Genomic DNA, 21,681 nt, shown 5'->3' on the forward strand with positions numbered 1-21,681 from the left:
GCCCCCTTGGGTTGCCTGCAAGCCGTCCTCTCCCCTCTGCGCGCGCACTCGTCTCCCCGCCACGCCTGCACCCTTCATAGAGTGGTTTTTCTGCACTACCTGCACGCGGGCCCCTGACAGGCCCAGCAAGGCTGTCAGGGGCATTGAGAGGCCATGCCACTACCTGCGAATCCCTGCGCAAAAGGGCGGCCTAACGGAGCGTTGAGCGGCGAGATGGAAGCCAGACTTGGGCGGCCAAGTAAGGGAGAAAAAGCAAGCATCCAATAGCGTCCAAGAAGAAACACCCACTGCTTACAGTGTTTCAGGAAGGCCATGAAAAGGGGGTGTGGCACACTTTTTTGGTTACAAGCCTCTTGCAGGCACCGCTGTCTCACTTCCCCTATGACCCCATTGTCTCCCAAGGGTTTCGCCGGTCTAGCTGCTGTCTTGCCGCCCGACATCTTCCATGTGGTATTTCTGACTAACAGTATTTGCTGGTTACATTGGTACGCTGGTTACACCATTCGTGCACACCTTGCATATCAACGACTTGCGATTACCACCGACTCGTACCACCTCGTGGACACGACTGGTTACACTGGTTACAGCCAGTGCCGCAGAGAAGCGCATGGGCTACAGACCAAGGAAGACACGATGATCGCTAGAGCCCCGATTTTGACGAGACTGGCCATATGGGCAGTCCCGTTCTTCAGCGCCACTCTGGCTGCGCCCCTTAGCGCGCAGAATCCCGTTGGGATCCAACTCATGAACGATTTGGCTTGGCATGGCGTGTCTGATCGCGTCCAAGTTCATCAGCCGTCTGTGCAAGGAAAGCCTCCCCACATCGACGTGTGGGAACGAATTGCCATAGGTAATACATACGGCAACTGGGCTTACGTCAAGAACCTCATCGATTGCCAGCAGTGGACTCAGATTCCGTTCTACACGATCGACCGGAATGGCTACTTTGTCCTATGGTCGGAGGCCCCTAGCTCCGCAAAGGCAGCTTGGGACGCGCACGGCCAAGGCAATGAGATGGTAATCGCAGGGGTCTGTGCGCTTTACGGATTCAGGAAGCCGCGTCCGAACAAGGCTGCACCGGACAAAAGCGGGAACTTCGTGGAGCGCTAGCAGCAATGTGGGGGCGGGGGCATCCCGTCGATGATGGGGCCGCGTCAGCGGCCCGCTGTGGCCACCTTGGGGTCATCCCGCTGTCCAGCACACCGCGGTCGCGGCAATCGCGGCTGCAGGCCTGTGCTCCCGCTCTTTGAAGCCGGCATCGGCGCAACAGACAGAGCGTCAGCTTGTTGCAGGCACCAGGTCAAACGGGGCGAAGGTAATAACCTCCTCGCCGATCCACTCGTTCACCATGGCCAAGCGCGATTGCAGGGGTGCCAGTTCCATCGACGCCCACACCGTGGCCGCATCCCGAATCGAGCCGAATCCGCCCGCATTCTGCGGGACGATACCCAGCAGCTGCGGGGGGATGCGCAGCGCGGCCAGAATGTCATCGCGGGTCACGCGCTTGATGCCGGTGAATTCATCCTTGGCAGCCACTTCGCTGATCGGGATTAGCTGCAATCCGTCCTTCTTTCCATTGGGCGAATGCACGAACAGGTTGCGGAAATTGCCCGGCCCACGTGAGTCTCGCAGCGCCTCACGCAAGGCGTCCACGTCCATGCCCTCCGGCTGCGGATCGGTCATGTAGAGGATGAACCCGGCGTGCGAGCCGTTGGTGTAGTACCTGCGGCGGAACAACGTGGCCGATTCGTTCAGCAGCGCCGACTGCACAACGGCCAGCCACTCCGGCAACCCGTAGATTTCCTGATCGGTATCGGCCTCGCGCAACTGGTGCACCGAGCCAGGCGCAAATTCATTCTCGGCCCGCCCGGCTCGCACCTGAAAGAACTCCCCGGGCTGCACACCACGGCGCATGTACTGCGCCATCAACGGGTGCAGCTGCAACAGCCGTCCAGAGTGCGAGATTTGCCGCCCCAGGTAGGCCATGCCGAACACCAGGTAATCCAGCGCCAGCTGTGAAAACGCGGTGCGGTCCAGCGATCGATGCGGGACGAAGGTACGCACCAGCATGTTGCGCTTGAAGGTCAGACCACTGTGCAGGAACGGATTGGAGCGCGTGGTGCGCGACAGGCCACTGAGGGTGATCGGCGGCTCGTAATAGCGACCGTTGCGCCAGCATTCCAGATAATCGAACAACCCGCGCGAGTCCAGCACGGGCGTTGGATCGCCAAAGGAAAAGGTTGTGACAGCTCCGGCAGTGCCCGCGCTACGCGCGGGCACGACTTCACCGACAGCTGCATCGGCGCGCGGATCCATCACGCCACGCCCCCAGCATTGATCTTCTCTCGGAATTTTGAACGGCGAATCGGGCTACGCATCAACTCCATGTCCACCCCGCTCAGGTCGATCGACGGCAGCGCCAACACGTCTTCTATCTGACCCTTCACTGCGGCGTCTTCCAGGCGATGGCGCACCGCATTGCCGAGTCGACCAAAGAACCGGCTGACAAGTGCGCCTGCATCGCCAGAGTTCTCCGCTCTCGAGAACAACGCAAATGCGAAGGCTAGGCTGTCCCCAGCCTGTGCCAGCAACTGCTCGTAGGCCTGATCGGCCACTTCCCAGGTGACGGTGCTCCTAGCGCGGAGGCAACGGTCCGCCACCTCGACCAACTCCAGTTCCAGGCGCGGCAGTTCGGCTGCAATCTCACCCTCCATCGCCTCATATTCCTCAGCCAGCGAGAGTGCCGAACGCTCGTTGGCGCGCAGCTTCTGAATGTCGCGCGTTAGCGTGCCATCGTTCTCGCGCAGCTTGGCACCCCACTGCTGGCGAGCAGCGGCGGCATCACCCTGTGCAGCCTGCTTGGCACGCTGCATCGTATCGACCTTACCTACCAGGGCGCGCTTGCGCTGCACCGCGCTGGCCAACTGCTGGGCCAACTCATTCAGCTGCCGCCTGTTCTCCGATACCGACGCAGCCTTGCTCCCTTCGCCGGATTGAATAGCCAGGTCGGTGGTGGTGGTGTTGATGCTCTGGATGTCGCTCATGTTGAATCTCCATTGAAACAATTGGGGGGCTCGCCCGACACTGTGTCGGCGAGCTATGGGAAAGACAGCGCCGCTCACAGGCCGCTGTCGTGAACCTTGCGAGGGTCAAAGACGAAAACGCGGATGGCGCCCAAGCCGGGGACACGTACGGCTTGGGAGGGCCTACCGTCTGCACTGCGCTTAAGCCATCCGGCCTCAGCCAGCGTGCGTGCGGCCAAGCGCACATCAAAGCCCGCACACAGCTCGCGCCTGAACGCCTCCTGCAACACCAGGTATTCGGTCAATCCGACTTCATCAAAGCGTCGGAAACCCACGCGGTCGCGTACCGGTACAGTGCCCTCAGGGCTGCGCAGCGGCTCAAGACGGCTTTCGCCATGGGCCTCAAAGAACGCACGCACGCGCGAGAGCAGTTCGTCGGTGTCAGCGCTGCCCGAGCCTCCTCGGCGTTGTAGCCATGCCTGGAAGCACACGGCGACACCGCGTGTGGCCTCACCCTTGGGCCAACCGGTGATGCGGTGGCGGCAGCTGCTGGCCAACTCCCCAGCAAAGGCGACAACGGCGAAGCGCTCGGCCACCCGGCGCACCTCCCCCGAGGCATCTTCGGGTACGTAGCTGGCCAGGAATCGGTCGGTCGACTCGCGCAGCTGGGCGGTCAGCGTCGGGCTGTCCTGCTGGGTCAGGTAGCCCATCCAGAGCGGCCACGGTGCACCGTAGGTGCGTGCGGCGGCGTCCTTGAGCAGAGCCGACAGCGCCGCGCCGTCGCTGGCATCGTGCAGGCGCTCGAACACGCCGTGCCCGCCCTCGGCCTCGGCCGGTACGTCGGCCAGGCGCACGGACTGGCCCGCCCGTGCCTGCTTGCCCACCTCGGCCATGTGCTGCGCCAGCCCGACCTCACCGGCTGACAGGATCAGCACGCGCCAGCGTGCCGCCGCACGCGCCTCACCGGCCCGGTTGGCGCGGCTCTTGCCGTTGCCGTTGGCCAGCAGGTAGGCCGCATCACCGGCCTGCTTGGGATCGATCTGTGCCAGTTCATCCAGAATCAGCGTCGCGTCGTTGTGCAGCACCGCCACGCCTTCCAGGCCGTTGGCCGTACTGCGCCACTCGCGGGCGTATTCCGGGGGGCCGACCACGCTGGCCGCCACGCGCAGCGCGGTGCTCTTGCCGCTGCTGCTGCCGCCGACCAGGTGGAAGCCACCGCCCGTAGCGCCGGTGAAGTGCAGTAAGGGCCCTGCGAACATTGCCGACACCGCCAGCACCAAGCGCGAGTTGTCCTGGCAGCGCCGGGCCACGTCGCGTCGCCAATCGTCCAGTGAGCCGACCGCTGCATAGTGGTGCTGCAATCCGCCGCTGTGCTGGTAGACCAGCCGTTCGTCGCCGGTGCCGTAGCTTTCACCATTGGGCAGCACGTAGCGGCCCTCATGCCAGCCCGGCACGGCGACGTTGCGGGCGCGGGTGTCGATGCGCTCCTGGATGATGTAGGCCAACAGGCGCTGCATGGTGTTGCGGTGGGCCGACATTTCCACACCACCCGCTGCCAGCTGCCGCACGAACTCGCGCGGATCGCCCACCAGCATTTCCGCAGGCGCCGCCCACTGGTGGGGATGGCCATCGGCATCGGTCCAAGTCAGCAACCTTCCCCATTCCTCGCTCTGGCTGTTGCGGGTCTTGGCCTCGACCTTCAACGGCGAGCAGACGAACACCGGTTCGGCCAGGTCACCGTCCTCGGTGACGCCGACGTAGTACACGCCACTCTCGTTGAGCTGATAGTGCGCTCGCGCAGCACTGGCGCTGTCGGTGGCGTCCCTGTTGCCCTTGGTCTTGCCCTTGGCGCCCTTGCGCACGGCGCGCTGAATCGAACCGCGTACGGCGCCAGTACCGGCATCCTTGGCGGCATCATTGAAATCGACAGAGGTGACGTTGCTCATGCACGGGGCTCCGGTGCCGCGTCGGCGCGCTGCGCCTTCGGGATAAAGAGAGAAATCATCAGGAGGTGGCCTCATGGCTGGGCCGCGGCGGCATGGCCACCACCCCGCCCACGGCATCGGCGGCGCGCTGGGCGTTGGCCACACCCGGATTGATGCCCAGCCGGGCGGCGGTGGCCGCATCGTCGTCGGCGCACACCACGATCACCGCCGAGGGGAACTTGGCGCGCAGGGCACAGGCCACCGGCTCCAGGTTTCCGGCATCAAAGGCTACGGCGGTGGGGTGGCCCGTGGCCTCATGGATGCTGGCGGCGGTGGCATAGCCTTCGGCGATGCACACCACGTCGCTGACCGTACGGCCTACGGCGTAGTAGAGCCCGCGTTTACGGCCACCGGCCAGGAAGCGCTTGCTGCCATCGGCGGCGATGGTTTGCAGGCTCCACAGCCGCCCCTGCGCATCGCGCAGGGGCACCAGCAGCAGGCCGTCCAGCTGTCGCAGGCCGTGCACGCCCACGCCCTTGGCCACCAGGTAGGGATGATCGGGTGCAGCGGCGCTGGCGCGCTGCCAGCGCTCTCGCGCCTGCTGCCGGGCCACGGCCTGGCGCTGGGCGCGTTCGGCCTGCTGCTGGCGCTGTGCGCGCACCACGGCCTCGCGCAGCATCGCGCGGTCGGCCTCGCTCAGTGCCTCGCTTCCACCCTCGCACCAGGACTCATTGAGCCCGGTCTTCCAGTTGCCATAGGCACCGGCCTGTGGCGGGCCTGCGTGCAGCACATACCAACCGCTGCGCTGGCCGCTGCCATCGCCCTCTGCACGTACGCGGCACAGACGGCCATTGGCCAGGACAGCATCACCCGTAGCCACGCATAGACCTGCCGCACGCAGTGCCGCAATGAATCCCTCAGGCCGCGTCATCGTCGGCCTCCAGCTGGCTGCTGTGGCGGGCACTGGCCACCACAGCGGCCAGGTCCTCATGCACGTAGGCGGCGCTGAACGCGACAGCGTCAAAGGGCACCGCCATGCGCTCATCGACACTGGCCAGCAGCAGTGCCGCCGAGCGTGCGCGCTCCACACGATTGAAGCTGTCCTCGCTGATCCAGTAGCCGAAGGGCATGGGTGCAGCGCTGGGCGCAGGCGCTTGCGCCGGCGCTACAGGTGCGGCTTGCTCGGCTTGCAGGTCGGCCAGCTGCAAGGCCATGCCTCGGTCGAACTGCTCCTGCGACTGTGCAGGGGCGAACAGCAACAGGCGCACGCGCACCCGCGCCGCGACGGTGGCCAGCTCCACGCAATCGCGCTCCAACGGCCACAGCAGGCGCTCGCGCAGGCGGTCCTCCAACGGGTGGCCTTCCAGCGCCTCATCCAGTTCGCCACTGAGGATGGCCAGACGGCGTGAGGCCTTGTTGTGCAGCCGCTCGATGCGGCGAGCCACCTCGACAATATGGGCGGTGCGCTCGGCATCGAACCAGGTATCGGTGATGGTGGCACTGAGCACGCCATCGGCCATGCCCGGCACGCCGGACACACTCACGGTTTCGGTGTTCATGCAGCCACCTGCGCGTCGCGGACCATAGCCAGCAGCTGACCGACAGATAGGGCTTCCAGTGCACCGGGTCGGCGTTCCAGCGCGTTCACCAGCTGCGACAGTGCGGCCATCGGCATCGTGTGGATGCGCTGCAACTGGCGCACGGCGCTGAACAGGTCATGCGTGGTCGCATCGTCATTGGCGACGGCGGCATTCAGGGCGAGAGCGTTCATCGCGCGGCCTCCTGGACGGTGGCGACAATGGCATGCTGCACTTCGCCCAGCGTCAGCGCCTCGGGCGCTTTGCCGGTGGCCTCCAGGCGCGCAGTCAGCGCCAGCCAGCGAGAATGGTCCCAGTCCAGGGTGTCGGCGATTTCGCCGAGGTGGTGAGCAAGACGGGCGGCAAAGCGCGACGGCGCGGCCAGAGTGTCGTGAGACATGGCAGGATTCCTTTGGAAGGTTGGAATCCGCCGCCCCAACGCCAATTGGGGTGGCGGACGGTACGCGGTTGGCGTGCCGGCCAAAGGTCCGGCGGGTCTTGCGACCCCCGCGCACCGCCCGCCGTAGAACTGGCAAGCAGTCGCCCGCGACGACACAGCAGGCAATAAAAAAGCGCCATGCATCGGTCGATGGGCGCTGGTGCGCCTTTGGTTGCGGGACGCCAATCCCGGTCGCCGATTGTGCGGCGACGGGACAATGCTGCATCGGATGAGCCGGTGCTGTCAACATGCGCGTCATCGCCGTGTGCTGCGCTTGGCGCGCGGTGCTTCAGTGGCGTTCGCACTGAGCGCGCGGCGTTCTGCGGAATCGCTGAGCGGCAGGCAAATCTCGGCGCTCGGGCAGGCGCTTGGCACATGCGTGCGCACGATTTCGGTGTAGGCCGAGAACGTGTGGCCGCAAAGTGCATTGCGGCACTGGAGCACGGATTCGCGCAGCAGTTTGGAGTGCAGCACGCTGGTGCGCACGATGGCGGCGGTATCGCAATGCGGGCAGCGCAGGAAGGCTCTGGATTGGCTCATTGCAACGCCTCAGCAATCAGTGATGGAACGGTTACCCGCGACACCACGCGACAGTGCAATGCGGCCGCCTTGCGCAGTCCGGCTTTGGGAGAAATTCAGCGCCAAGTTCGGCTGTGCCACAGCCGTGCGCAGATGCTCGGCCAGGAACTTGGCCTCTGCCGGGCTGAGACTGAACTTTTGATTGGAGATGGTTAGCGTGAGGGTGTCTTTCATGGCTGCACTCGCAGGTGGGTGTTGGGGATGTGGGTGGCAATCCACGCGTCCACGTCAGACTCCAGCCAGACGGTTACGCGCGGGGAAAGGGGAATCGATGCAGGGAACCGGCCGCGCTTCATCAGCCAGTACAGGTGTGAGCGGGAAATGCCGGTGCGGCTGAGCACTTCTGGCTTGCGCAGGAAGCGCTCACCACGTGCGGCGTCAGGCCGGGAATGATCGGCTGGCTGACCAGGTGCGGTCGCCGGAGGGGCTGGGAAACCAAGCATGTGAGAGGTCGCGGCGCTGACCTTGGGTCAACCACCGCCCTGTGTTGTGGGCTTGGTTAGAGGCTAGAGACGGCCGTCGCCGAACTCACGCGGCGCGCCGTGTAAGAAACCCGCTTACAAACACCGCACGGGACGCCATTGGACGCGAGCAGACCCAATGCCGCGCGCTTACTGCATTGCAAGGCGCGCCAATCGCGCCCGAACGACGCGCACGGCAAGTCCGCGCGCGATAACGCGTGCACTCAATAGGTAGGTTCACTGGGCGTTGTCCACGTTGGCCGGGAAGTGGATCGAGCAGCGCGCCCGGTGGCAAGTGCCCTCACGGGCCGAGACCGCCTTCACTCACCAGTAGGTGTCTGTCAGAGCCCGGCGAATGCACAACGACACGACTACCGGACCGGCTGGAACTTCCAGTCCGAAGTCACCCGATGCCGTCTGATCTCTTGCCCGTGTACCACCGTAACCAGTAGCACGCCATGGCCGGTACACAACTCGATCATCCGTAAGTCATTGATGTAAAAGGAGGCAGAGAAGGGCGTAACCAGCGTACCAATGTAACCAGCAAGAACAGTAAGTCAGAAATGAAAATTGGAAGCATGCGAGGTCAGCGGGAGGTCCTCAGCCCGTCCAGATAGTCCGCCCAGGCCTGCATCATTTTCGCCCGTTCGACCAGGTGAGCCGTACGGTTGTATGCCCGTCCGTTTGGATCACGCACGGCGTGTGCGAGCTGGTGCTCGATGTAGTCCGGACGGAAACCCAGCACCTCATCCAGCACAGTTCGCGCCATAGCGCGGAAGCCGTGCCCGGTCATCGTGTCAGAGTCGTAGCCAAGGCGACGTAGCGCTGCGTTGATCGTGTTCTCGCTCATCGGGCGGCCCTTGCCGCGCACACTGGGGAACACGAACTCTTTCCGTCCTGTCAGCGGGTGCACCGACCTAAGTATCGCTACAGACTGCGAAGCCAGAGGAACAACGTGCGATTGGCCAGTCTTGCTTGCCGTAAAGCGCCATTCGCAACTTTCAAGGTCGATATCCGCCCATCGCGCACGACGAAGCTCACCGGGACGCACGAAGACCAGGGGCGCCAGGCGCAATGCAGCCATGACAATCGGCGAACCTTGGTAGCCGTCCATTGAGCGCAACAGGTCAGCAATCAGTTTGGGCTCCGTCATGCTAGCGAAGTGGCGCGCCTCGGGTGGAGCAAGTGCGCCTTTCAGATCTTCTGCCACATTCCTGTCTGCGCGGCCTGTCGCTATCGCGTATCGGATTACTTGGCTGACCAGCATCCGCGCCCGATGTGCTGTTTCGACAGCCCCCCGCCCTTCGATCTTGCGCAGCGTCTCCAACAGTTCACGTGCTGTGATCGCTGCAATGGGTCGTTGGCCGATGTAGGGCGTCAGATCCTTTTCGATCAAGCGTGTCTCTCGCTTCACCGACCCGGCAGACAGCTTCTTGGCTCTCATCGCCAGATGTTCTCGTGCCAGCGCCTCAAACGTGTTGGTGGCCAGTTCCAGGCTGGCCACCTTCTGCGCCTTGCGCTGCTCACCGGGATCAACACCTTCCGCCAACAGCTTTCGCACAGCAGCATGGCGCTCGCGCACAGATGCCAGGCTCACCTCTGGATAGGTGCCAAGCGACAGCGTGTTGCGCTTGCCGGTCACAGGACGCCGATAGTCCCAGCGCCACCATCTGGCGCCATCAGGTTTCAGCAGGAGGTACAGGCCTCCACCGTCTCGCAGCTTCTGCACGACAGCGGTTGGCTTGGTCTTGCGAATGGCGGTATCGGTCAATGACATGTTGGCGGTAGCTAAGTTGGCGGTAACAGGCATGGAGCGGTGGAGGTTACCGCCAAAGATACCGCCAGAGAAGTCTGGATTCTGCTGGATCAGGCAGGACTCAATTGGACGCAAAAAAGGCCGAAACCCCTGTTTTTTCAGGATATTTCAGCCTTCATAGGACGACATAGGATCATCAGTTGGTGGGCCCACCAGGATTCGAACCTGGAACCAAGGGATTATGAGTCCCCTGCTCTAACCGTTGAGCTATAGGCCCTGCGCAGCGTCACAGTGTAGTGGAGCCTGCGCTCAACCGGCTACCCGCCGGCGCCAAGACACACTGAAAAACCCTCAGCCATCGCTGCGTAACGCCACGCGCCCAGGCTTGCGCAACAGCTGGCTCACCCAAACCGCGCGCCCATCTCCCGCACCCGCTCGGCGTTCGCTCCCGCCAACGACCGCATTGCCGGCGACTGGATCCGCCCGTCAACAGCCACGCACTCCCAGAATGCTTCAGCCACCGGTGCCGCCCAGCGCAGATGCTGCAGATCACCACTGCCCAGCGGCGCGACCGGCGACAGCGGCTCGTCCGCGCGCAACACGCCCAGCTTTGACGGCGCCAGCGACATCGGCAGCATGTCGTAGACCGGCGCCAGCGGCAGCGGGCCGCGATCAATGAAGTGGAAGGCGATGTTGCCGTGGTGCATGTCGCTGTTGCCGATCAGCCGCCCGAATGCATGGCGTCGGCCCATCGCCTGCACGGTGTCGGCCGTCAGCCAGCCTTGATCACGCAGTTCGGCGCCTGCAACCGGCCACGCTGGGGTGACCTCGCCGGTGAACGCAGACGATAGCGACAGCAGCGAGACCAGGCCTCGCCGCCCCAGCAGATCGGGCGTGCGGTCGAAGCGCTCGATTTCCAGGAAGGTGTGCGTGGGCGACTGCAGCAGTTCGCTGGACGCCGCGGCTTGCCCGGACTCGCGCAGGGCCTCAAGCGCCAGATGTTCGCAGACCAGCAGATCGCTCCAGCGCTGGGCGGCGGCGCCTTCATCGGGCTGCGCGAACTTGACCAGGACCGAGCGGCGCCTGCCGTAGGCCTCTACGGTGGCGGTGAACTTGGGTTGCTCGCCACCCGGCGAGGAGCCCACGTCCTCTCCGTCCAGCGCAGCACGCGCACGCTCGCGATACTGTGCAAGACGATCGTCGGCCGCAACCCGATCGATCGGCACCTGCAACGTCTCCATCGCCGCCTCCACGGCGGCGGTACCGAGCAGCAGGTCGCCCGCTTCAGTCCCGCCAGCGGTTACCAGGGCCATCAACACATCGTCCGGTTGCCAGCTCTTGAGGTCCTTCGGCAGGCCGAGCGCCTGCGCACGGCCATGGGCGAAGCTGCGACCAAGAAATCCCTGCGGTCGCAGGTCATCCAGGTACCACGGCAAGACAGGAAAGAAGGCGGCAACGTCACCTTCGGGCGCGCGTCGCAGGTTCGGACAGTCAGGCCCGGCATCGACGTGGAAGCCGCCTCCTACCAGCGCAATTACCCGCCCCAGCTCCTCCAGCGTCGCATCTTCGCGCAGCCGGTACAGCGGCCATTCGCTGCCGGCCCGGGTGGGCCGCCGCAGCGCATAGGCGGTTGCCCGGGTGCTGCCCATGCGCACCACCTGCGGGCCACTGGCGGCCACCAGCCGGCTGAGCGCCATCCGGCCCACCCCCAGACGCTCGGCCAGCGCCGCGGCAGGTAGCGGCTGGCCGGGGGCCAGCTGAGCGATCAGATCCAGTACCTGTGGGCGTTGAGCGCGTGGCATGTGCATTACGTAATACGAAATTTGTTACGTAATTAGCATCAAAAAAGCGGGGCTGCAAGCGCGGCCGTGCACCTATGAGTTTGAAAATAATGGACATATTCACGAAGAGCCAGCTTCGACGCGAGCCTTCCGTTACATTACTTGTTACGTAATCATAAGCCTCAGCCAAGCATAGGCTCGGCTTTACAGGGATATGGTGGGCAAAGAAAAACCCCGCCGAAGCGGGGTTTCTCTCAACGCTTCAACAGCCGCTGGAAATCAATCGATATCCAGGAAGCTGCGCAGCTGCTCCGAGCGGCTCGGGTGACGCAGCTTGCGCAGGGCCTTCGCTTCGATCTGGCGGATGCGCTCGCGGGTCACGTCGAACTGCTTGCCGACTTCCTCAAGGGTGTGGTCGGTGTTCATATCGATACCGAAGCGCATGCGCAGCACCTTGGCTTCCCTCGGGGTGAGGCCGGCCAGCACGTCGCGCACGGTTTCAGACAGATTGATGTTGGTGGTGTTCTCGATCGGGGACTCCACGTTGGTGTCCTCGATGAAGTCGCCCAGATGGGAATCCTCGTCGTCGCCGATCGGGGTTTCCATCGAGATCGGCTCCTTGGCGATCTTCATCACCTTGCGGATCTTGTCTTCCGGCATGTCCATTTCCTTGGCCAGCTCCTCCGGCGTAGCCTCGCGGCCGTACTGCTGGAGCATCTGGCGGGAAATGCGGTTCAACTTGTTGATCGTCTCGATCATGTGCACCGGAATACGGATGGTGCGCGCCTGGTCGGCGATCGAGCGGGTGATCGCCTGGCGGATCCACCAGGTGGCGTAGGTCGAGAACTTGTAACCGCGGCGGTACTCGAACTTGTCCACGGCCTTCATCAGGCCGATGTTGCCTTCCTGGATCAGGTCGAGGAACTGCAGGCCGCGGTTGGTGTACTTCTTGGCGATCGAGATCACCAGGCGCAGGTTGGCCTCGACCATTTCCTTCTTGGCCTTGCGCGCCTTGGCTTCACCGTAGGCCATGGCACGGCTGATTTCCTTCAGCTCTTCCAGGTCCAGCTGGGTCAGCTTCTCGATGTCGATCGTCGCCTGCTGTTCGGCGATGATCTGGTCCTTCACTTCACGCAGGGCCGACGACCACTTCTGCTTGCGCTTCAGTGCGTCTTCCACCCACTCCAGGTTGGTCTGGTTGCCTTCCCAGGAACGGATGAAGTCCTTGCGCGGCATGCGGGCGGTGACAGTGGCCAGGTTCAGCACGCGGCGCTCGTGGGCCTTGATCGACGCCATGGTGTCGCGCAGCTGCTTGGTCAGCACGTCGGTCAGCGGCAGCGGCAGCTTCAGGGTGACGAACACCGCCGACATCTCTTCGCGCAGGCGCGGCAGGTTCTTCTTGTCGCCCTTGGTCGCCGCCTTCTTGAAGGCGTTGAAGGCATCGCTCAGCGCCTGCATGCGCGCAGCGACTTCCTCCGGGTCCGGACCGGTCGGTGCGGCTTCTTCCTCGCCACCCTCGACATCATCGTCCTCGTCCTCGTCGCCTTCGGCGTCGGCATCGCTGCTGTCATCGGCAGCAGCCGCCGGCGGCGCCGGCTCTTCGTCGACCAGGTCGTTGAAGCCAACGATCACTTCGGCCAGGCGCTTCTTGCCTTCCTTGTGGGCTTCGTAGTCGGTCAGCAGCGACTCGACCGAGACCGGGAACTGGCCCAGGGCGGCCTGGACCTGCGAAAGGCCTTCCTCGATGCGCTTGGCGATGGCGATTTCGCCTTCGCGGGTCAGCAGCTCGACGGTGCCCATTTCGCGCATGTACATGCGCACCGGGTCGGTGGTACGGCCACCTTCGGTGTCGAGAGCGCTCAGCGCGGCGGCAGCTTCTTCGGCCGCGGTGTCATCGACTTCGCGGTTACCGGTGTTGCCATCGTTGAGAAGCAGGGTTTCCACATCCGGCGCAACTTCATGGACATCGATGCCCATGCCGTTGATCATGCCGATGATGTCTTCGATCTGTTCCGGGTCGACCATGTCGTCCGGCAGATGGTCATTGACTTCGGCGTAGGTCAGGTAGCCCTGTTCCAGGCCCTTGCTGATCAGTTGCTTGATTTCGGATTGGGCAGGACGTTCGTTGGCCATGTAGTGCTCGCGCCACCGGCTAGGGAGAAATAGGGAACGTAGCATTATACCAGCCCGGGGCCCCGCCTGCCGGGCGGTGGTCCCGCAGGCTCAGGGCCTGAGAAGGAAGGTCACGGGACCGTCATTGACCAGGCTGACGACCATATGGGCACCAAATCGGCCCGTTTCCACCCCTGGCGCGTGATTTTCACGACAGATCTCGACAAATCGATTGAACCCGCGTTCAGCCTCGTCCGGCGGTGCGGCGCTGGTGAAGCTGGGCCGCATGCCCGAACGGGTATCGGCCGCCAGGGTGAACTGGCTGACCAGCAGCAGGCCGCCGCCGGTATCGCGCAGCGACCGGTTCATCTTCCCGGCCTCGTCGGCGAACACCCGGTAGCCCAGCAGGCGCTCGGCCATGCGCCGCAGCTGGGCCTCGGTATCGCCCGGTTCCATGCCCACCAGCGCCAGCAGGCCCGGACCAATCTGGCCGACCGCTTCGTCATCGACGTGGACGGCAGCCTGGCTGACACGCTGGATAAGGACGAGCATCGTGGGCTCCAATGAACGGGGCCGGCCACGATAGCAGCGCCCTTGGCTAAACTGGCGCAGATGAATCCGCAACGCAAAGCCCGGCTGGTCTACCGCGCCACCACCCTGTTCGCCCGCCTGCCCTGGCCGCTGCTGCGGGGAATCGCCCGTGCCCTGTCCTGGGCCTGGATCAGTCTCAACGCCCGTGAGAGCCGCGTCACCCGACGCAACCTGGAGCTGGCCTACCCGGACCTGGACCGCGCCACGCGCGACCGCCTGCACCGGGAGCTGCTGCGCTCCACCGCCCTGCAGGCCATCGAGACCCTGCGCCTGTGGAGCCAGGCGCCGGCGGACAACCTGCGCCTGCATCTGAAGCAGCGCCACGGCGAGGCCCTGTACGACGCGGCCCTGGCCAGCGGCAAGGGCGTGATCGTGGCCGCACCGCACTTCGGCAACTGGGAGCTGCTGAACCAGTGGCTGGCCTCGCGCGGGCAGATCGCCATCGTCTACAAGCCACCGGAGGACGAGGCCAGCGATGCCTTCCTGCAGCTGGTGCGGGGCGGCCAGAACGTACAGCAGGTGCGCGCCGAAGGCCCGGCCGTGCGCCAGCTGTTCAAGGTGCTCAAGGACGGCGGTGCCACCGGCATCCTGCCCGACCAGCAGCCCAAGGCCGGCGATGGCGTGTTCGTGCCGTTCTTCGGCGTGCAGGCGCTGACCATGACCCTGGTCAACCGGCTGGCCGAGCGCACCGGCGCCACCGTGCTGTATGGCTGGTGCGAGCGCATCGGCCCGGACATGGAATTCGCCCTGCACATCGAACCGACCGACGCCGCCGTGGCCGACCCCGACCCGCAGGTGGCCGCCACCGCGCTCAATGCCGGCATCGAGCGCATTGCCCGCCGCGATCCGGCGCAGTACCAGTGGACCTACAAGCGCTATACGCTGCGGCCACCGGGCAGCGGCGAGGAAGACCCGTACGCGACCGAAGAGCATCCGCACTGACGGCCGCCGCACCCAGGCCCATCCGGCCCCTGCGACCGGCGGCCGCACCACGTTGAATACGACGCCGGCGCCCCCATAGAGACTGCGATGTCCGACTCCCCCGGTCCTGCCATGTCTGCTGCTTCTTCCCTGTTCGGCGATCCGGCCGCGATCCGCTGCGAGCGCGCGGTGGCCGAACTGCGTGCCGGTCGCCCGGTGCTGCTCCACGATGGCCAGGGCCAGCGCCTGGCGGTGATCGCGCTGGACAGCGCCACGGCCAGCAGCTTCGCTGCCTTCGCCAATGCCGCCCGCGAGCGGCACTACCTGTTCCTGACCGCCACCCGCGCCCGCGTGCTTGGCGTGGAGGCCACGCAGGGTGCGCGCCTGCCGCTGGCCGGTGTTGCCTTCGATGCCCTGCCCTCGCTGGGCTACCTGCGTGAACCGGGCCCGATGCCGGACGGCTGGAGCGCCGGTGACGCCTTCGATGCAGGCGCGGTGGAACTGGCCCGCCTCGGCCTGTTGCTGCCGGCGATGGTGGCGGTGCGCCTGGACGCCGAAGACCGCACCTTCGATGGCGCGGCCGAGGTTGCGCTGTGCGACCTGGCCGAGGGCGCAGCACATGCCGCGCATGACTACGAACTGGTGGCGCGTTCGCCGGTACCGCTGCGCGATGTCGGCATGACCACGTTCGCGGTGTTCCGTGGTGGCGTCGCCCAGCGTGACCAGGTCGCGATCATCGTCGGCGAACCGGATCTGTCGGCGGTGGTACCGGTACGCGTGCACTCCTCGTGCCTGACCGGCGACCTGTTCGGTTCGCTCAAGTGCGACTGCGGCGACCAGCTGCGGCGCGGCCTGCGCAAGCTGAAGGAACTGGGCGGCGGCGTGCTGCTGTACCTGGACCAGGAAGGCCGCGGTACCGGCATCGCGGCCAAGATGCGTGCCTACGGCTACCAGCATGACGGCCTGGACACCATCGATGCCGATGCACAGCTCGGCTTCGGCGCCGACGAACGGCGCTACGGCAGCGCGGTGGCGATGCTGCGCGGCCTGGGCATTTCGCGCGTGGCCCTGCTCAGCAACAACCCGACCAAGGCGCAGCGCCTGCGCAACGCTGGCATCGAGGTGCTGGACTGCATTCCGGTCACCGGCGAGATCACCGCCGAGAACGAGCACTACCTGCGCACCAAGGCTGATCGTGCCGGCCACATGCTGGATGTGGACGCGCTGATCCAGGCTGCCCAGTAACGCAGCCGACCTGCTACCGTCTGCGCGGTGCGGCCACGGCCGCCACCGCCCGCCCTGCCACCTGACGGAGCCCGCGTGACCGACGTTCCCCTTACTGCTCCGACCACCGATGCCTGGCAGTCGCTGCCGCGCCGCGCCGCGCGGCTGGCCGCACTGGAAGGTGCCTTCGGCGGCCTGTTTGTGCCGGGCCTGCCGCTGGCCGCAACCGCGTGGTTCTTCGACCTGCCCGGCGGCCTGTGGACGGCCGCCCTTGGGCTGCTGGTGGGGGCTGCATGTGGCGCGTGGCTCGGCCACCGCCGCCTGGTCCGCACCCGCTGGCGGCTGGACGCACAGGGCCTGGGCCTGCGCCGTGACCTGATGTGGCAGCTGGAAACCCGCATCCCCATTTCGCGCGTGCAGCACCTGGACCTGCGCCGTGGACCACTGGAACGCCGTGCTGGCCTGGCCACGCTGATCGTGCACACCGCCGGCACCCGCATGAGCGCGGTGACCGTCAGCGGCCTGGACGAGGCGGATGCCGAGCGCCTGCGCGATACCCTGTCCCACCAGCTCGACCAGGACGCCGACGCCCTGTGAGCCTGCCACCGCCTCTGCCTGCAGCACTGCCCGCCGGTGGCGAGGACCACCGCCTGCATCCGTGGTCGTGGTTGTTCGTACTGTTGATGCAGTTGCGCCATTACTTCCTGCCGCTGGTCGCACTGCTGGTGTTCGGCCAGCGCGGCGACCGCGACCCGATGTGGGCGCAGCTGATTCCGCTGACGGCAATTGCCGCACTGGTACTGGTGTCGGTGCTGCAGTACCTCAGCTACCGCTACCGTATCGGCAGTGATGCGATCACCGTGCGCAGCGGTCTGCTCGCGCGCAACCGGCGCGAGATTCCGTTCGCGCGCATCCACAACGTGGAGGTGCGACAGAACCCGCTGCACCGTCTGTTTGGTGTGGCCGAGCTGCGCCTGGAATCAGCCGGTGGCGTGCGCCCGGAAGCGGAGATGCGGGTGCTGAAGCTGGACCAGGCGCTGGCGCTGGAACGGCTGGTCCGCCAGCGCGGGCAGGCGCCGCAGGCCGCCGACATCACCGAGCCCGACCCGGTTGCCAGCACCGCGACTGAGAACGAGCAGGTACTGCTGCGCCTGTCGAGTTGGGACGTGGTACGCATGGGCCTGCTCTCCAACCGCGGCTGGGCGCTGGCGATCGCCGCGTTCGGCGTGCTGTTCCAGACCGTGCCACGGCCGGTGATGGACGATGCCCTCCAGCGCGGTGGACGCGAAGCCTTTGGCTACGCCAGCCATCTGCACCCCGGCGTGACCGGCGCGTTTCTGCTGCTGGCTGCCGCGCTGCTGCTGGGCTGGCTGGCGCTGCGCGTGCTGTCGGTGGTGCTGACCCTGCTGCGCTACCACGGCTTCACCCTCAGCGAGCAGGACCGACGCCTGACCGTATCGGCCGGTCTGCTCAGCCGCACCCGCAGCAGCGTGGCGCGCCGGCGCATCCAGGCCTGGACGCTGCGCGAAGGTACTTTGCAGCGCTGGTTCGGGCTGCGTCAGCTGCGCATCGACAGTGCCGCCGGTGGCCCCGCGCGCGATGAGGACCGCGCCCTGCGCGAACTCGCGCCGCTGGCGTCCAGTACACGTTGTGAGCAGCTGGTGCAGCACCTGCTGCCGCAGCTGCAGTGGCCTCCGCTGCAATGGCAGTCCATTCCGCAGCGCGGCTGGTGGCGGCTGTGCCTGGGCGCACTGGTGCTGGTGCCGCTGCTGGCTGCGGCCGCGTACTGGCGCTGGGGCCCATGGGGCCTGCTGGTGCTGGCGTGGCTACCGGTGGCGCTGCTGGTCGCGCACCGGCAGATGGCACGCATGGGCTGGTACCTGGACGAACACTATGTGGCGGTGCGCGGCGGCTGGTGGAAGCGCTGGTGGCGCTGGGCCGAGCTGGACAAGGTGCAGGGCCTGCGCCTGCAACGCTCGCCGCTGGACAAACTGCTGGGCACCAGCAGCCTGCAGCTGGATACCGCCGGCGCGCATGGTGATGTGGCGCTGACGCTGCATCATCTGCCGCAGGCACAGGCCCAACAGGTGATGGATCAACTGGCCGCGGCGCTGGCGCGGCGCAAGCTGCGCTGGTAAGCACTACAGGTCGTGCCGATCGCCGGCCGGCAACTGCCGCCATTCCCGAGGTTGCCGGCCAGCGGCCGGCACTACCGCGAGCGGGGTCAGCGAGGCATCAGCGCTGCGACGGGCCCCAATACCCCAGGTCCTTGCGGATCTGCAGATCGCGCACCCAGCTGCCGAATGGCTTGCGCCGCAACGCACCCATTTCACCGGACAGGAAATCCTCGGTGGCCGCGATCACCCGTTCACTGGAGCGGCCATCGCGGTAAGGGTGGATGGCATCGGCGTAGCGCACGATTTCCGCCTGCAGCGCGGCGTCCGGGTGCAGCGCGCGCTGCAGCATCGCCTGCAGCTGCGCAGGATCATCGAAGTCGATCATGTGCGGCTTCGGCACGCGGTTGCGGAAGGTCACCACCGGCTTGTGCTGCACGATGAACTCCGAAACGATCGATGAGGTGTCCGACACCAGCACATCGGCGGCACGCTGCGCGGCCATCACCTGCTCCGGCTCGATGAAGCGGGCATTGGCACCGGCCAGCGCGCGGTAGCGTTCGAACAGTTCCGGTGGGCACTTCGGGTGCAGGGTCAGCAGCCAGTAGTGGTCGCCGGTAGCGATATCAGCGGCGATCTGCGCATGCAGGTGTGGGGCCGCACTCAACCGTTCAGTGAAGGTCGAGCCGAACAGGATCACCGGGCGGTCTCCGGCCGGTGCGCGCAGCGCGGAACTCTCGCCACCGTCATCGCGGAACAGCGGGTCCAGCTTCGGCCAGCCGGTCTCGGCCACCGCGAAGTGGCCCTGCAGGCTGGCGATCTCGCGGAACGGCGCGGTGGTGGCCGGGCCCTGCGTGCAGTACAGGTCGAACATGCCGCGCACCCGGAAGTGGCCGCGGGCGCTGTCCCGCTTCTCCACGTTGAAGCCATGGAACAGCTGCACCTTGGCCCCCGAAAGGAAGGTCGGCACCCAGTTGGCCGCGCTGAACACCGCCCGCGGACGCATTGCCAGGGCCTGCTTCAGGCCCACGTTGGGCACCCCCGGCAGGCTGCTGCCGGCCGCGCCGTCCTCGAACCAGGCCGCCACCTCCTGCCCGGACGCGTGCAAGGCCTGCGCCAACGGGGCGAGAATAGGCAGCGCATAGCGCTCCGTCGCAAACAACAGGTACCCGGCCATCATGTCCTCCACGACCGCTCCCATCGAACGGCCTCGCATCTCGGCGTGCATTATCGCGTTCAACGAGGCCGGGCGCATCGGCGACTGCCTGGCCTCGCTGGCCTTCTGCGATGAGATCGTGGTGGTGGACTCGCAGTCCACCGATGCCACCGTAGCCATCGCCGAGTCCGCCGGTGCCCGCGTGCTGCAGCGCCGGTTCGAGGGCTTCCGCAGCCAGAAGGCGTTCTGCGTCGAGCAGGCCAGCCATGACTGGGTGCTGTGCCTGGACGCCGACGAGCGCATCAGCCCCGAGCTGCGCACGGCCATCGAGCAGGCCCGCGACGGTGGCTTCGGCGGCCAGGCCGGCTACCGCTTCGCCCGCCTCTCGGAGTACTTCGGGAAGTTCCTGCGCCATGGCAATGCCTACCCAGACCGGGTGATGCGCCTGTTCGACCGCCGCCGCGGCGGCTGGCGCGGCAAGCGCGAGATCCACGAGGCGGCCAGTGTCGACGGCAGTGTGGGCACCCTGCGCGGCGACCTGATCCACTATCCGTACCGGTCATTGCAGCAGCAGCTGGCCAAGACCGAGAAGTACGCGCGGATGATGGCCGAGCACGAGTTCGCACGCGGCAAGCGGGCCACGCTGGGCAAGCTGGTGCTGGCGCCGGCCTGGCGGTTCTGGCGCGGCTTCCTGTTCCGTGGCGGCTTCCGCGACGGCTGGCATGGTCTGGTCTACGCCTACGTCCGCGCCAACTACGTGCGGCAGAAGACCATCATGCTGTGGATGCTGGGCAATGGACAGGCGGTGGCCGACCCGGCGCCTTCCGCGGACCGGCCTTGACCACGCTGTGTCACACTGCGCGGGCGTTGCCTGAAGACCCCCCATGAAAATCCTGTACACCAACTTCCACTACGGCGACGGTGGCGGCCACACCACGTACATCGTCTCGCTGGCGCGTGCGCTGCACGGCCAGCACACGCTCCACGTCGCCGCGCCGGCCGACAGCCGCCTGCTGCGGACCATGGCCGCTGAAGGCATTGCCCGCACACTGCCGATTGCGTTCGGCAGCGGCCTGCCAACGCTGCCCCGGCAGCTGTCCGAACAGCGCGCGCTGCGCAGGCTGGTGCACGATGAAGGCATCGACCTGATCCATGTCAACGGTGCACGCGACCACCGCTTCGTGATGCAGGGGCTGCTGGGCATGCGCCGCCCGCCGATCGTGCTGACCAAGCACAACAGCAAACCCACCAATACCTTTGGCAATGCGCTGCGCGCACGCTGCGCCACCGATCGGCTGATCGCGGTCTCGGCCGACACCAAGCGCCTGCTGGAACAGGGCCCGTATCGTCGCTGCCCGATCGACGTGGTCCGCAATGGCGTTGACCTGGAGCGCTACTCACCGCAGCCGGCCGGCACCGGCAGCGCGCTGCGCCAGCAGTGGACGCAGGATCCACAGGCGCTGGTGCTGGTCAGCAACGCCGGCACCGACGATTACAAGGGCTGGATCGACCTGGCCCGGGCCATCGCACGGCTGCCCGATGCGGTGCGTCCGCATGTGCACATGGCCGTGGCCGGCCACCTGCCCAGCGCGCAGCAGCGCGAACAGGTGCAGGCGCTGGGCGAGGTGGCCGCGCAGGTGCACTTCACCGGCCTGCTGGCCGATACCCGTGTCCTGATCGCGGCCGGCGATGCTGGCTTCGTACTGTCCCATGACGTCGAGACGATCTCCTTCGCCTGCCGCGAGATGATGGCCAGCGCCAAGCCGATGCTGGTCAGCGACTACGCGGGCCTGCCGGAGAACATCGAACAAGGCGTCGATGGCTGGGTGGTTGCCACACGCGACATCGACGCCATCGCCGCCCAGGTACAGGCGCTGTACGCACAGCGCGATGCGCTGCCGGAACAGGGCCGCGCAGCACGCCGCCATGCACAGCGGGAGTTCGGCCTGCAGACATTCGCCGACGCCACGCTGGCCAGCTATCACGCCGCCCTGGCCAGCACCTGAGCCACGTTCCCCGAAC

Annotated in this window: 22 protein-coding genes and 1 tRNA gene; 7 read left to right on the forward strand and 16 right to left on the reverse strand. The window is 66.0% G+C overall.

Going from position 1 to position 21,681, the window contains the following annotated elements; translation table 11 throughout:
- Positions 1-744: 744 nt before the first annotated feature.
- Entirely contained in the window at positions 745-1,110 is a 366-nt protein-coding gene (locus tag N7573_RS03275; protein ID WP_279912461.1) for a hypothetical protein, read from the forward strand.
- A gap of 168 nt (positions 1,111-1,278) precedes the next feature.
- Here N7573_RS03275 and N7573_RS03280 read toward each other — a convergent pair whose 3' ends face one another.
- The 15 genes from N7573_RS03280 to dtd form a co-directional block, all read right to left on the reverse strand.
- Positions 1,279-2,316, reverse strand: coding sequence for a phage portal protein (locus N7573_RS03280; protein ID WP_279943073.1), 1,038 nt, complete (start codon positions 2,314-2,316; stop codon positions 1,279-1,281).
- Positions 2,316-3,044, reverse strand: a complete 729-nt coding sequence (locus N7573_RS03285) for a hypothetical protein (protein WP_279943074.1) — start codon at positions 3,042-3,044, stop codon at positions 2,316-2,318. The genes N7573_RS03280 and N7573_RS03285 overlap by 1 nt, the downstream gene beginning before the upstream one ends.
- 74 nt (positions 3,045-3,118) lie before the next feature.
- A complete protein-coding gene (locus N7573_RS03290) occupies positions 3,119-4,969 on the reverse strand; it encodes a DUF927 domain-containing protein (protein ID WP_279912514.1) in 1,851 nt (616 codons plus the stop codon).
- Positions 4,970-5,027: 58 nt separating this feature from the next.
- Positions 5,028-5,879 (reverse strand): toprim domain-containing protein, encoded by an 852-nt coding sequence (locus tag N7573_RS03295; protein WP_279912513.1) that lies wholly within the window; start codon positions 5,877-5,879, stop codon positions 5,028-5,030.
- Positions 5,866-6,507 carry a hypothetical protein gene (locus tag N7573_RS03300; protein WP_279912512.1) on the reverse strand — a complete coding sequence of 214 codons (642 nt, stop codon included), beginning with the start codon at positions 6,505-6,507 and terminating at the stop codon, positions 5,866-5,868. The genes N7573_RS03295 and N7573_RS03300 overlap by 14 nt, the downstream gene beginning before the upstream one ends.
- The gene (locus N7573_RS03305) at positions 6,504-6,719 is read right to left on the reverse strand and encodes a hypothetical protein (protein WP_279912511.1); all 216 of its coding nucleotides are present in this window, start codon (positions 6,717-6,719) and stop codon (positions 6,504-6,506) included. Before N7573_RS03305 ends, N7573_RS03300 begins: the two co-directional genes overlap by 4 nt.
- Positions 6,716-6,925 (reverse strand): hypothetical protein, encoded by a 210-nt coding sequence (locus N7573_RS03310; RefSeq protein ID WP_279912510.1) that lies wholly within the window; start codon positions 6,923-6,925, stop codon positions 6,716-6,718. Before N7573_RS03310 ends, N7573_RS03305 begins: the two co-directional genes overlap by 4 nt.
- A 294-nt stretch (positions 6,926-7,219) precedes the next feature.
- Positions 7,220-7,504, reverse strand: coding sequence for an ogr/Delta-like zinc finger family protein (locus N7573_RS03315; protein ID WP_279912509.1), 285 nt, complete (start codon positions 7,502-7,504; stop codon positions 7,220-7,222).
- A gap of 9 nt (positions 7,505-7,513) precedes the next feature.
- On the reverse strand, positions 7,514-7,717 hold the full coding sequence (locus tag N7573_RS03320; RefSeq protein WP_279912508.1) for a hypothetical protein: 204 nt from the start codon (positions 7,715-7,717) through the stop codon (positions 7,514-7,516).
- The gene (locus tag N7573_RS03325; RefSeq protein WP_279912507.1) at positions 7,714-7,986 is read right to left on the reverse strand and encodes an AlpA family transcriptional regulator; all 273 of its coding nucleotides are present in this window, start codon (positions 7,984-7,986) and stop codon (positions 7,714-7,716) included. Before N7573_RS03325 ends, N7573_RS03320 begins: the two co-directional genes overlap by 4 nt.
- A 604-nt stretch (positions 7,987-8,590) precedes the next feature.
- Positions 8,591-9,781: an integrase arm-type DNA-binding domain-containing protein gene (locus tag N7573_RS03330; RefSeq protein ID WP_279912505.1), complete on the reverse strand. Its 1,191-nt coding sequence runs from the start codon at positions 9,779-9,781 to the stop codon at positions 8,591-8,593.
- A 180-nt stretch (positions 9,782-9,961) separates the two neighbouring features.
- A tRNA-Ile gene (locus tag N7573_RS03335) sits at positions 9,962-10,037 on the reverse strand.
- 124 nt (positions 10,038-10,161) lie between these two features.
- The gene (gene yjjJ / locus N7573_RS03340; protein ID WP_279912504.1) at positions 10,162-11,562 is read right to left on the reverse strand and encodes a type II toxin-antitoxin system HipA family toxin YjjJ; all 1,401 of its coding nucleotides are present in this window, start codon (positions 11,560-11,562) and stop codon (positions 10,162-10,164) included.
- A 258-nt stretch (positions 11,563-11,820) separates the two neighbouring features.
- Positions 11,821-13,674 carry an RNA polymerase sigma factor RpoD gene (rpoD, locus tag N7573_RS03345; protein ID WP_279912503.1) on the reverse strand — a complete coding sequence of 618 codons (1,854 nt, stop codon included), beginning with the start codon at positions 13,672-13,674 and terminating at the stop codon, positions 11,821-11,823.
- 90 nt (positions 13,675-13,764) lie between these two features.
- Positions 13,765-14,205 (reverse strand): D-aminoacyl-tRNA deacylase, encoded by a 441-nt coding sequence (gene dtd, locus N7573_RS03350; RefSeq protein WP_049401012.1) that lies wholly within the window; start codon positions 14,203-14,205, stop codon positions 13,765-13,767.
- 60 nt (positions 14,206-14,265) lie between these two features.
- On the opposite strand from dtd, the gene N7573_RS03355 reads away from it, so the two are divergent.
- The 4 genes from N7573_RS03355 (at position 14,266) to N7573_RS03370 (ending at position 18,527) form a co-directional block, all read left to right on the forward strand.
- The gene (locus N7573_RS03355) at positions 14,266-15,186 is read left to right on the forward strand and encodes a lauroyl acyltransferase (protein ID WP_279912502.1); all 921 of its coding nucleotides are present in this window, start codon (positions 14,266-14,268) and stop codon (positions 15,184-15,186) included.
- Between the two features lie 87 nt (positions 15,187-15,273).
- On the forward strand, positions 15,274-16,410 hold the full coding sequence (gene ribA / locus N7573_RS03360; RefSeq protein WP_201117433.1) for a GTP cyclohydrolase II RibA: 1,137 nt from the start codon (positions 15,274-15,276) through the stop codon (positions 16,408-16,410).
- A 75-nt stretch (positions 16,411-16,485) separates the two neighbouring features.
- Positions 16,486-16,986 carry a PH domain-containing protein gene (locus N7573_RS03365; protein WP_279912501.1) on the forward strand — a complete coding sequence of 167 codons (501 nt, stop codon included), beginning with the start codon at positions 16,486-16,488 and terminating at the stop codon, positions 16,984-16,986.
- Positions 16,983-18,527, forward strand: coding sequence for a PH domain-containing protein (locus N7573_RS03370; RefSeq protein WP_279912500.1), 1,545 nt, complete (start codon positions 16,983-16,985; stop codon positions 18,525-18,527). The genes N7573_RS03365 and N7573_RS03370 overlap by 4 nt, the downstream gene beginning before the upstream one ends.
- Positions 18,528-18,624: 97 nt before the next feature.
- Here the strand turns inward: N7573_RS03370 and N7573_RS03375 are convergent, their stop codons facing one another.
- Positions 18,625-19,683 carry a CDP-glycerol glycerophosphotransferase family protein gene (locus tag N7573_RS03375; RefSeq protein WP_279912499.1) on the reverse strand — a complete coding sequence of 353 codons (1,059 nt, stop codon included), beginning with the start codon at positions 19,681-19,683 and terminating at the stop codon, positions 18,625-18,627.
- On the opposite strand from N7573_RS03375, the gene N7573_RS03380 reads away from it, so the two are divergent.
- Together N7573_RS03380 and N7573_RS03385 are read left to right on the forward strand one after the other, a co-directional pair.
- The gene (locus tag N7573_RS03380) at positions 19,682-20,500 is read left to right on the forward strand and encodes a glycosyltransferase family 2 protein (RefSeq protein WP_049401006.1); all 819 of its coding nucleotides are present in this window, start codon (positions 19,682-19,684) and stop codon (positions 20,498-20,500) included. The two genes, N7573_RS03375 and N7573_RS03380, sit on opposite strands and share 2 nt — an antisense overlap.
- A gap of 43 nt (positions 20,501-20,543) precedes the next feature.
- The gene (locus N7573_RS03385) at positions 20,544-21,665 is read left to right on the forward strand and encodes a glycosyltransferase family 4 protein (protein ID WP_279912498.1); all 1,122 of its coding nucleotides are present in this window, start codon (positions 20,544-20,546) and stop codon (positions 21,663-21,665) included.
- The last annotated feature ends 16 nt before the right edge of the window (positions 21,666-21,681 follow it).

Source organism: Stenotrophomonas sp. GD04054 (assembly GCF_029836955.1).
In the GTDB taxonomy this organism is placed as follows: domain Bacteria; phylum Pseudomonadota; class Gammaproteobacteria; order Xanthomonadales; family Xanthomonadaceae; genus Stenotrophomonas; species Stenotrophomonas maltophilia_A.

Coding starts and splice junctions, on each gene's coding strand:
- N7573_RS03280 (WP_279943073.1), bottom strand. CDS start 2,316: ATGGATCCGCGCGCCGATGCAGCTGTCGGTGAAGTCGTGCCCGCGCGT.
- N7573_RS03320 (WP_279912508.1), bottom strand. CDS start 7,717: ATGAAAGACACCCTCACGCTAACCATCTCCAATCAAAAGTTCAGTCTC.
- N7573_RS03285 (WP_279943074.1), bottom strand. CDS start 3,044: ATGAGCGACATCCAGAGCATCAACACCACCACCACCGACCTGGCTATT.
- N7573_RS03380 (WP_049401006.1), top strand. CDS start 19,682: ATGTCCTCCACGACCGCTCCCATCGAACGGCCTCGCATCTCGGCGTGC.
- rpoD (WP_279912503.1), bottom strand. CDS start 13,674: ATGGCCAACGAACGTCCTGCCCAATCCGAAATCAAGCAACTGATCAGC.
- N7573_RS03355 (WP_279912502.1), top strand. CDS start 14,266: ATGAATCCGCAACGCAAAGCCCGGCTGGTCTACCGCGCCACCACCCTG.
- N7573_RS03310 (WP_279912510.1), bottom strand. CDS start 6,925: ATGTCTCACGACACTCTGGCCGCGCCGTCGCGCTTTGCCGCCCGTCTT.
- N7573_RS03290 (WP_279912514.1), bottom strand. CDS start 4,969: ATGAGCAACGTCACCTCTGTCGATTTCAATGATGCCGCCAAGGATGCC.
- N7573_RS03295 (WP_279912513.1), bottom strand. CDS start 5,879: ATGACGCGGCCTGAGGGATTCATTGCGGCACTGCGTGCGGCAGGTCTA.
- N7573_RS03300 (WP_279912512.1), bottom strand. CDS start 6,507: ATGAACACCGAAACCGTGAGTGTGTCCGGCGTGCCGGGCATGGCCGAT.
- N7573_RS03330 (WP_279912505.1), bottom strand. CDS start 9,781: ATGTCATTGACCGATACCGCCATTCGCAAGACCAAGCCAACCGCTGTC.
- ribA (WP_201117433.1), top strand. CDS start 15,274: ATGTCCGACTCCCCCGGTCCTGCCATGTCTGCTGCTTCTTCCCTGTTC.
- dtd (WP_049401012.1), bottom strand. CDS start 14,205: ATGCTCGTCCTTATCCAGCGTGTCAGCCAGGCTGCCGTCCACGTCGAT.
- N7573_RS03315 (WP_279912509.1), bottom strand. CDS start 7,504: ATGAGCCAATCCAGAGCCTTCCTGCGCTGCCCGCATTGCGATACCGCC.
- N7573_RS03275 (WP_279912461.1), top strand. CDS start 745: ATGAACGATTTGGCTTGGCATGGCGTGTCTGATCGCGTCCAAGTTCAT.
- N7573_RS03385 (WP_279912498.1), top strand. CDS start 20,544: ATGAAAATCCTGTACACCAACTTCCACTACGGCGACGGTGGCGGCCAC.
- N7573_RS03305 (WP_279912511.1), bottom strand. CDS start 6,719: ATGAACGCTCTCGCCCTGAATGCCGCCGTCGCCAATGACGATGCGACC.
- yjjJ (WP_279912504.1), bottom strand. CDS start 11,562: ATGCCACGCGCTCAACGCCCACAGGTACTGGATCTGATCGCTCAGCTG.
- N7573_RS03375 (WP_279912499.1), bottom strand. CDS start 19,683: ATGATGGCCGGGTACCTGTTGTTTGCGACGGAGCGCTATGCGCTGCCT.
- N7573_RS03325 (WP_279912507.1), bottom strand. CDS start 7,986: ATGCTTGGTTTCCCAGCCCCTCCGGCGACCGCACCTGGTCAGCCAGCC.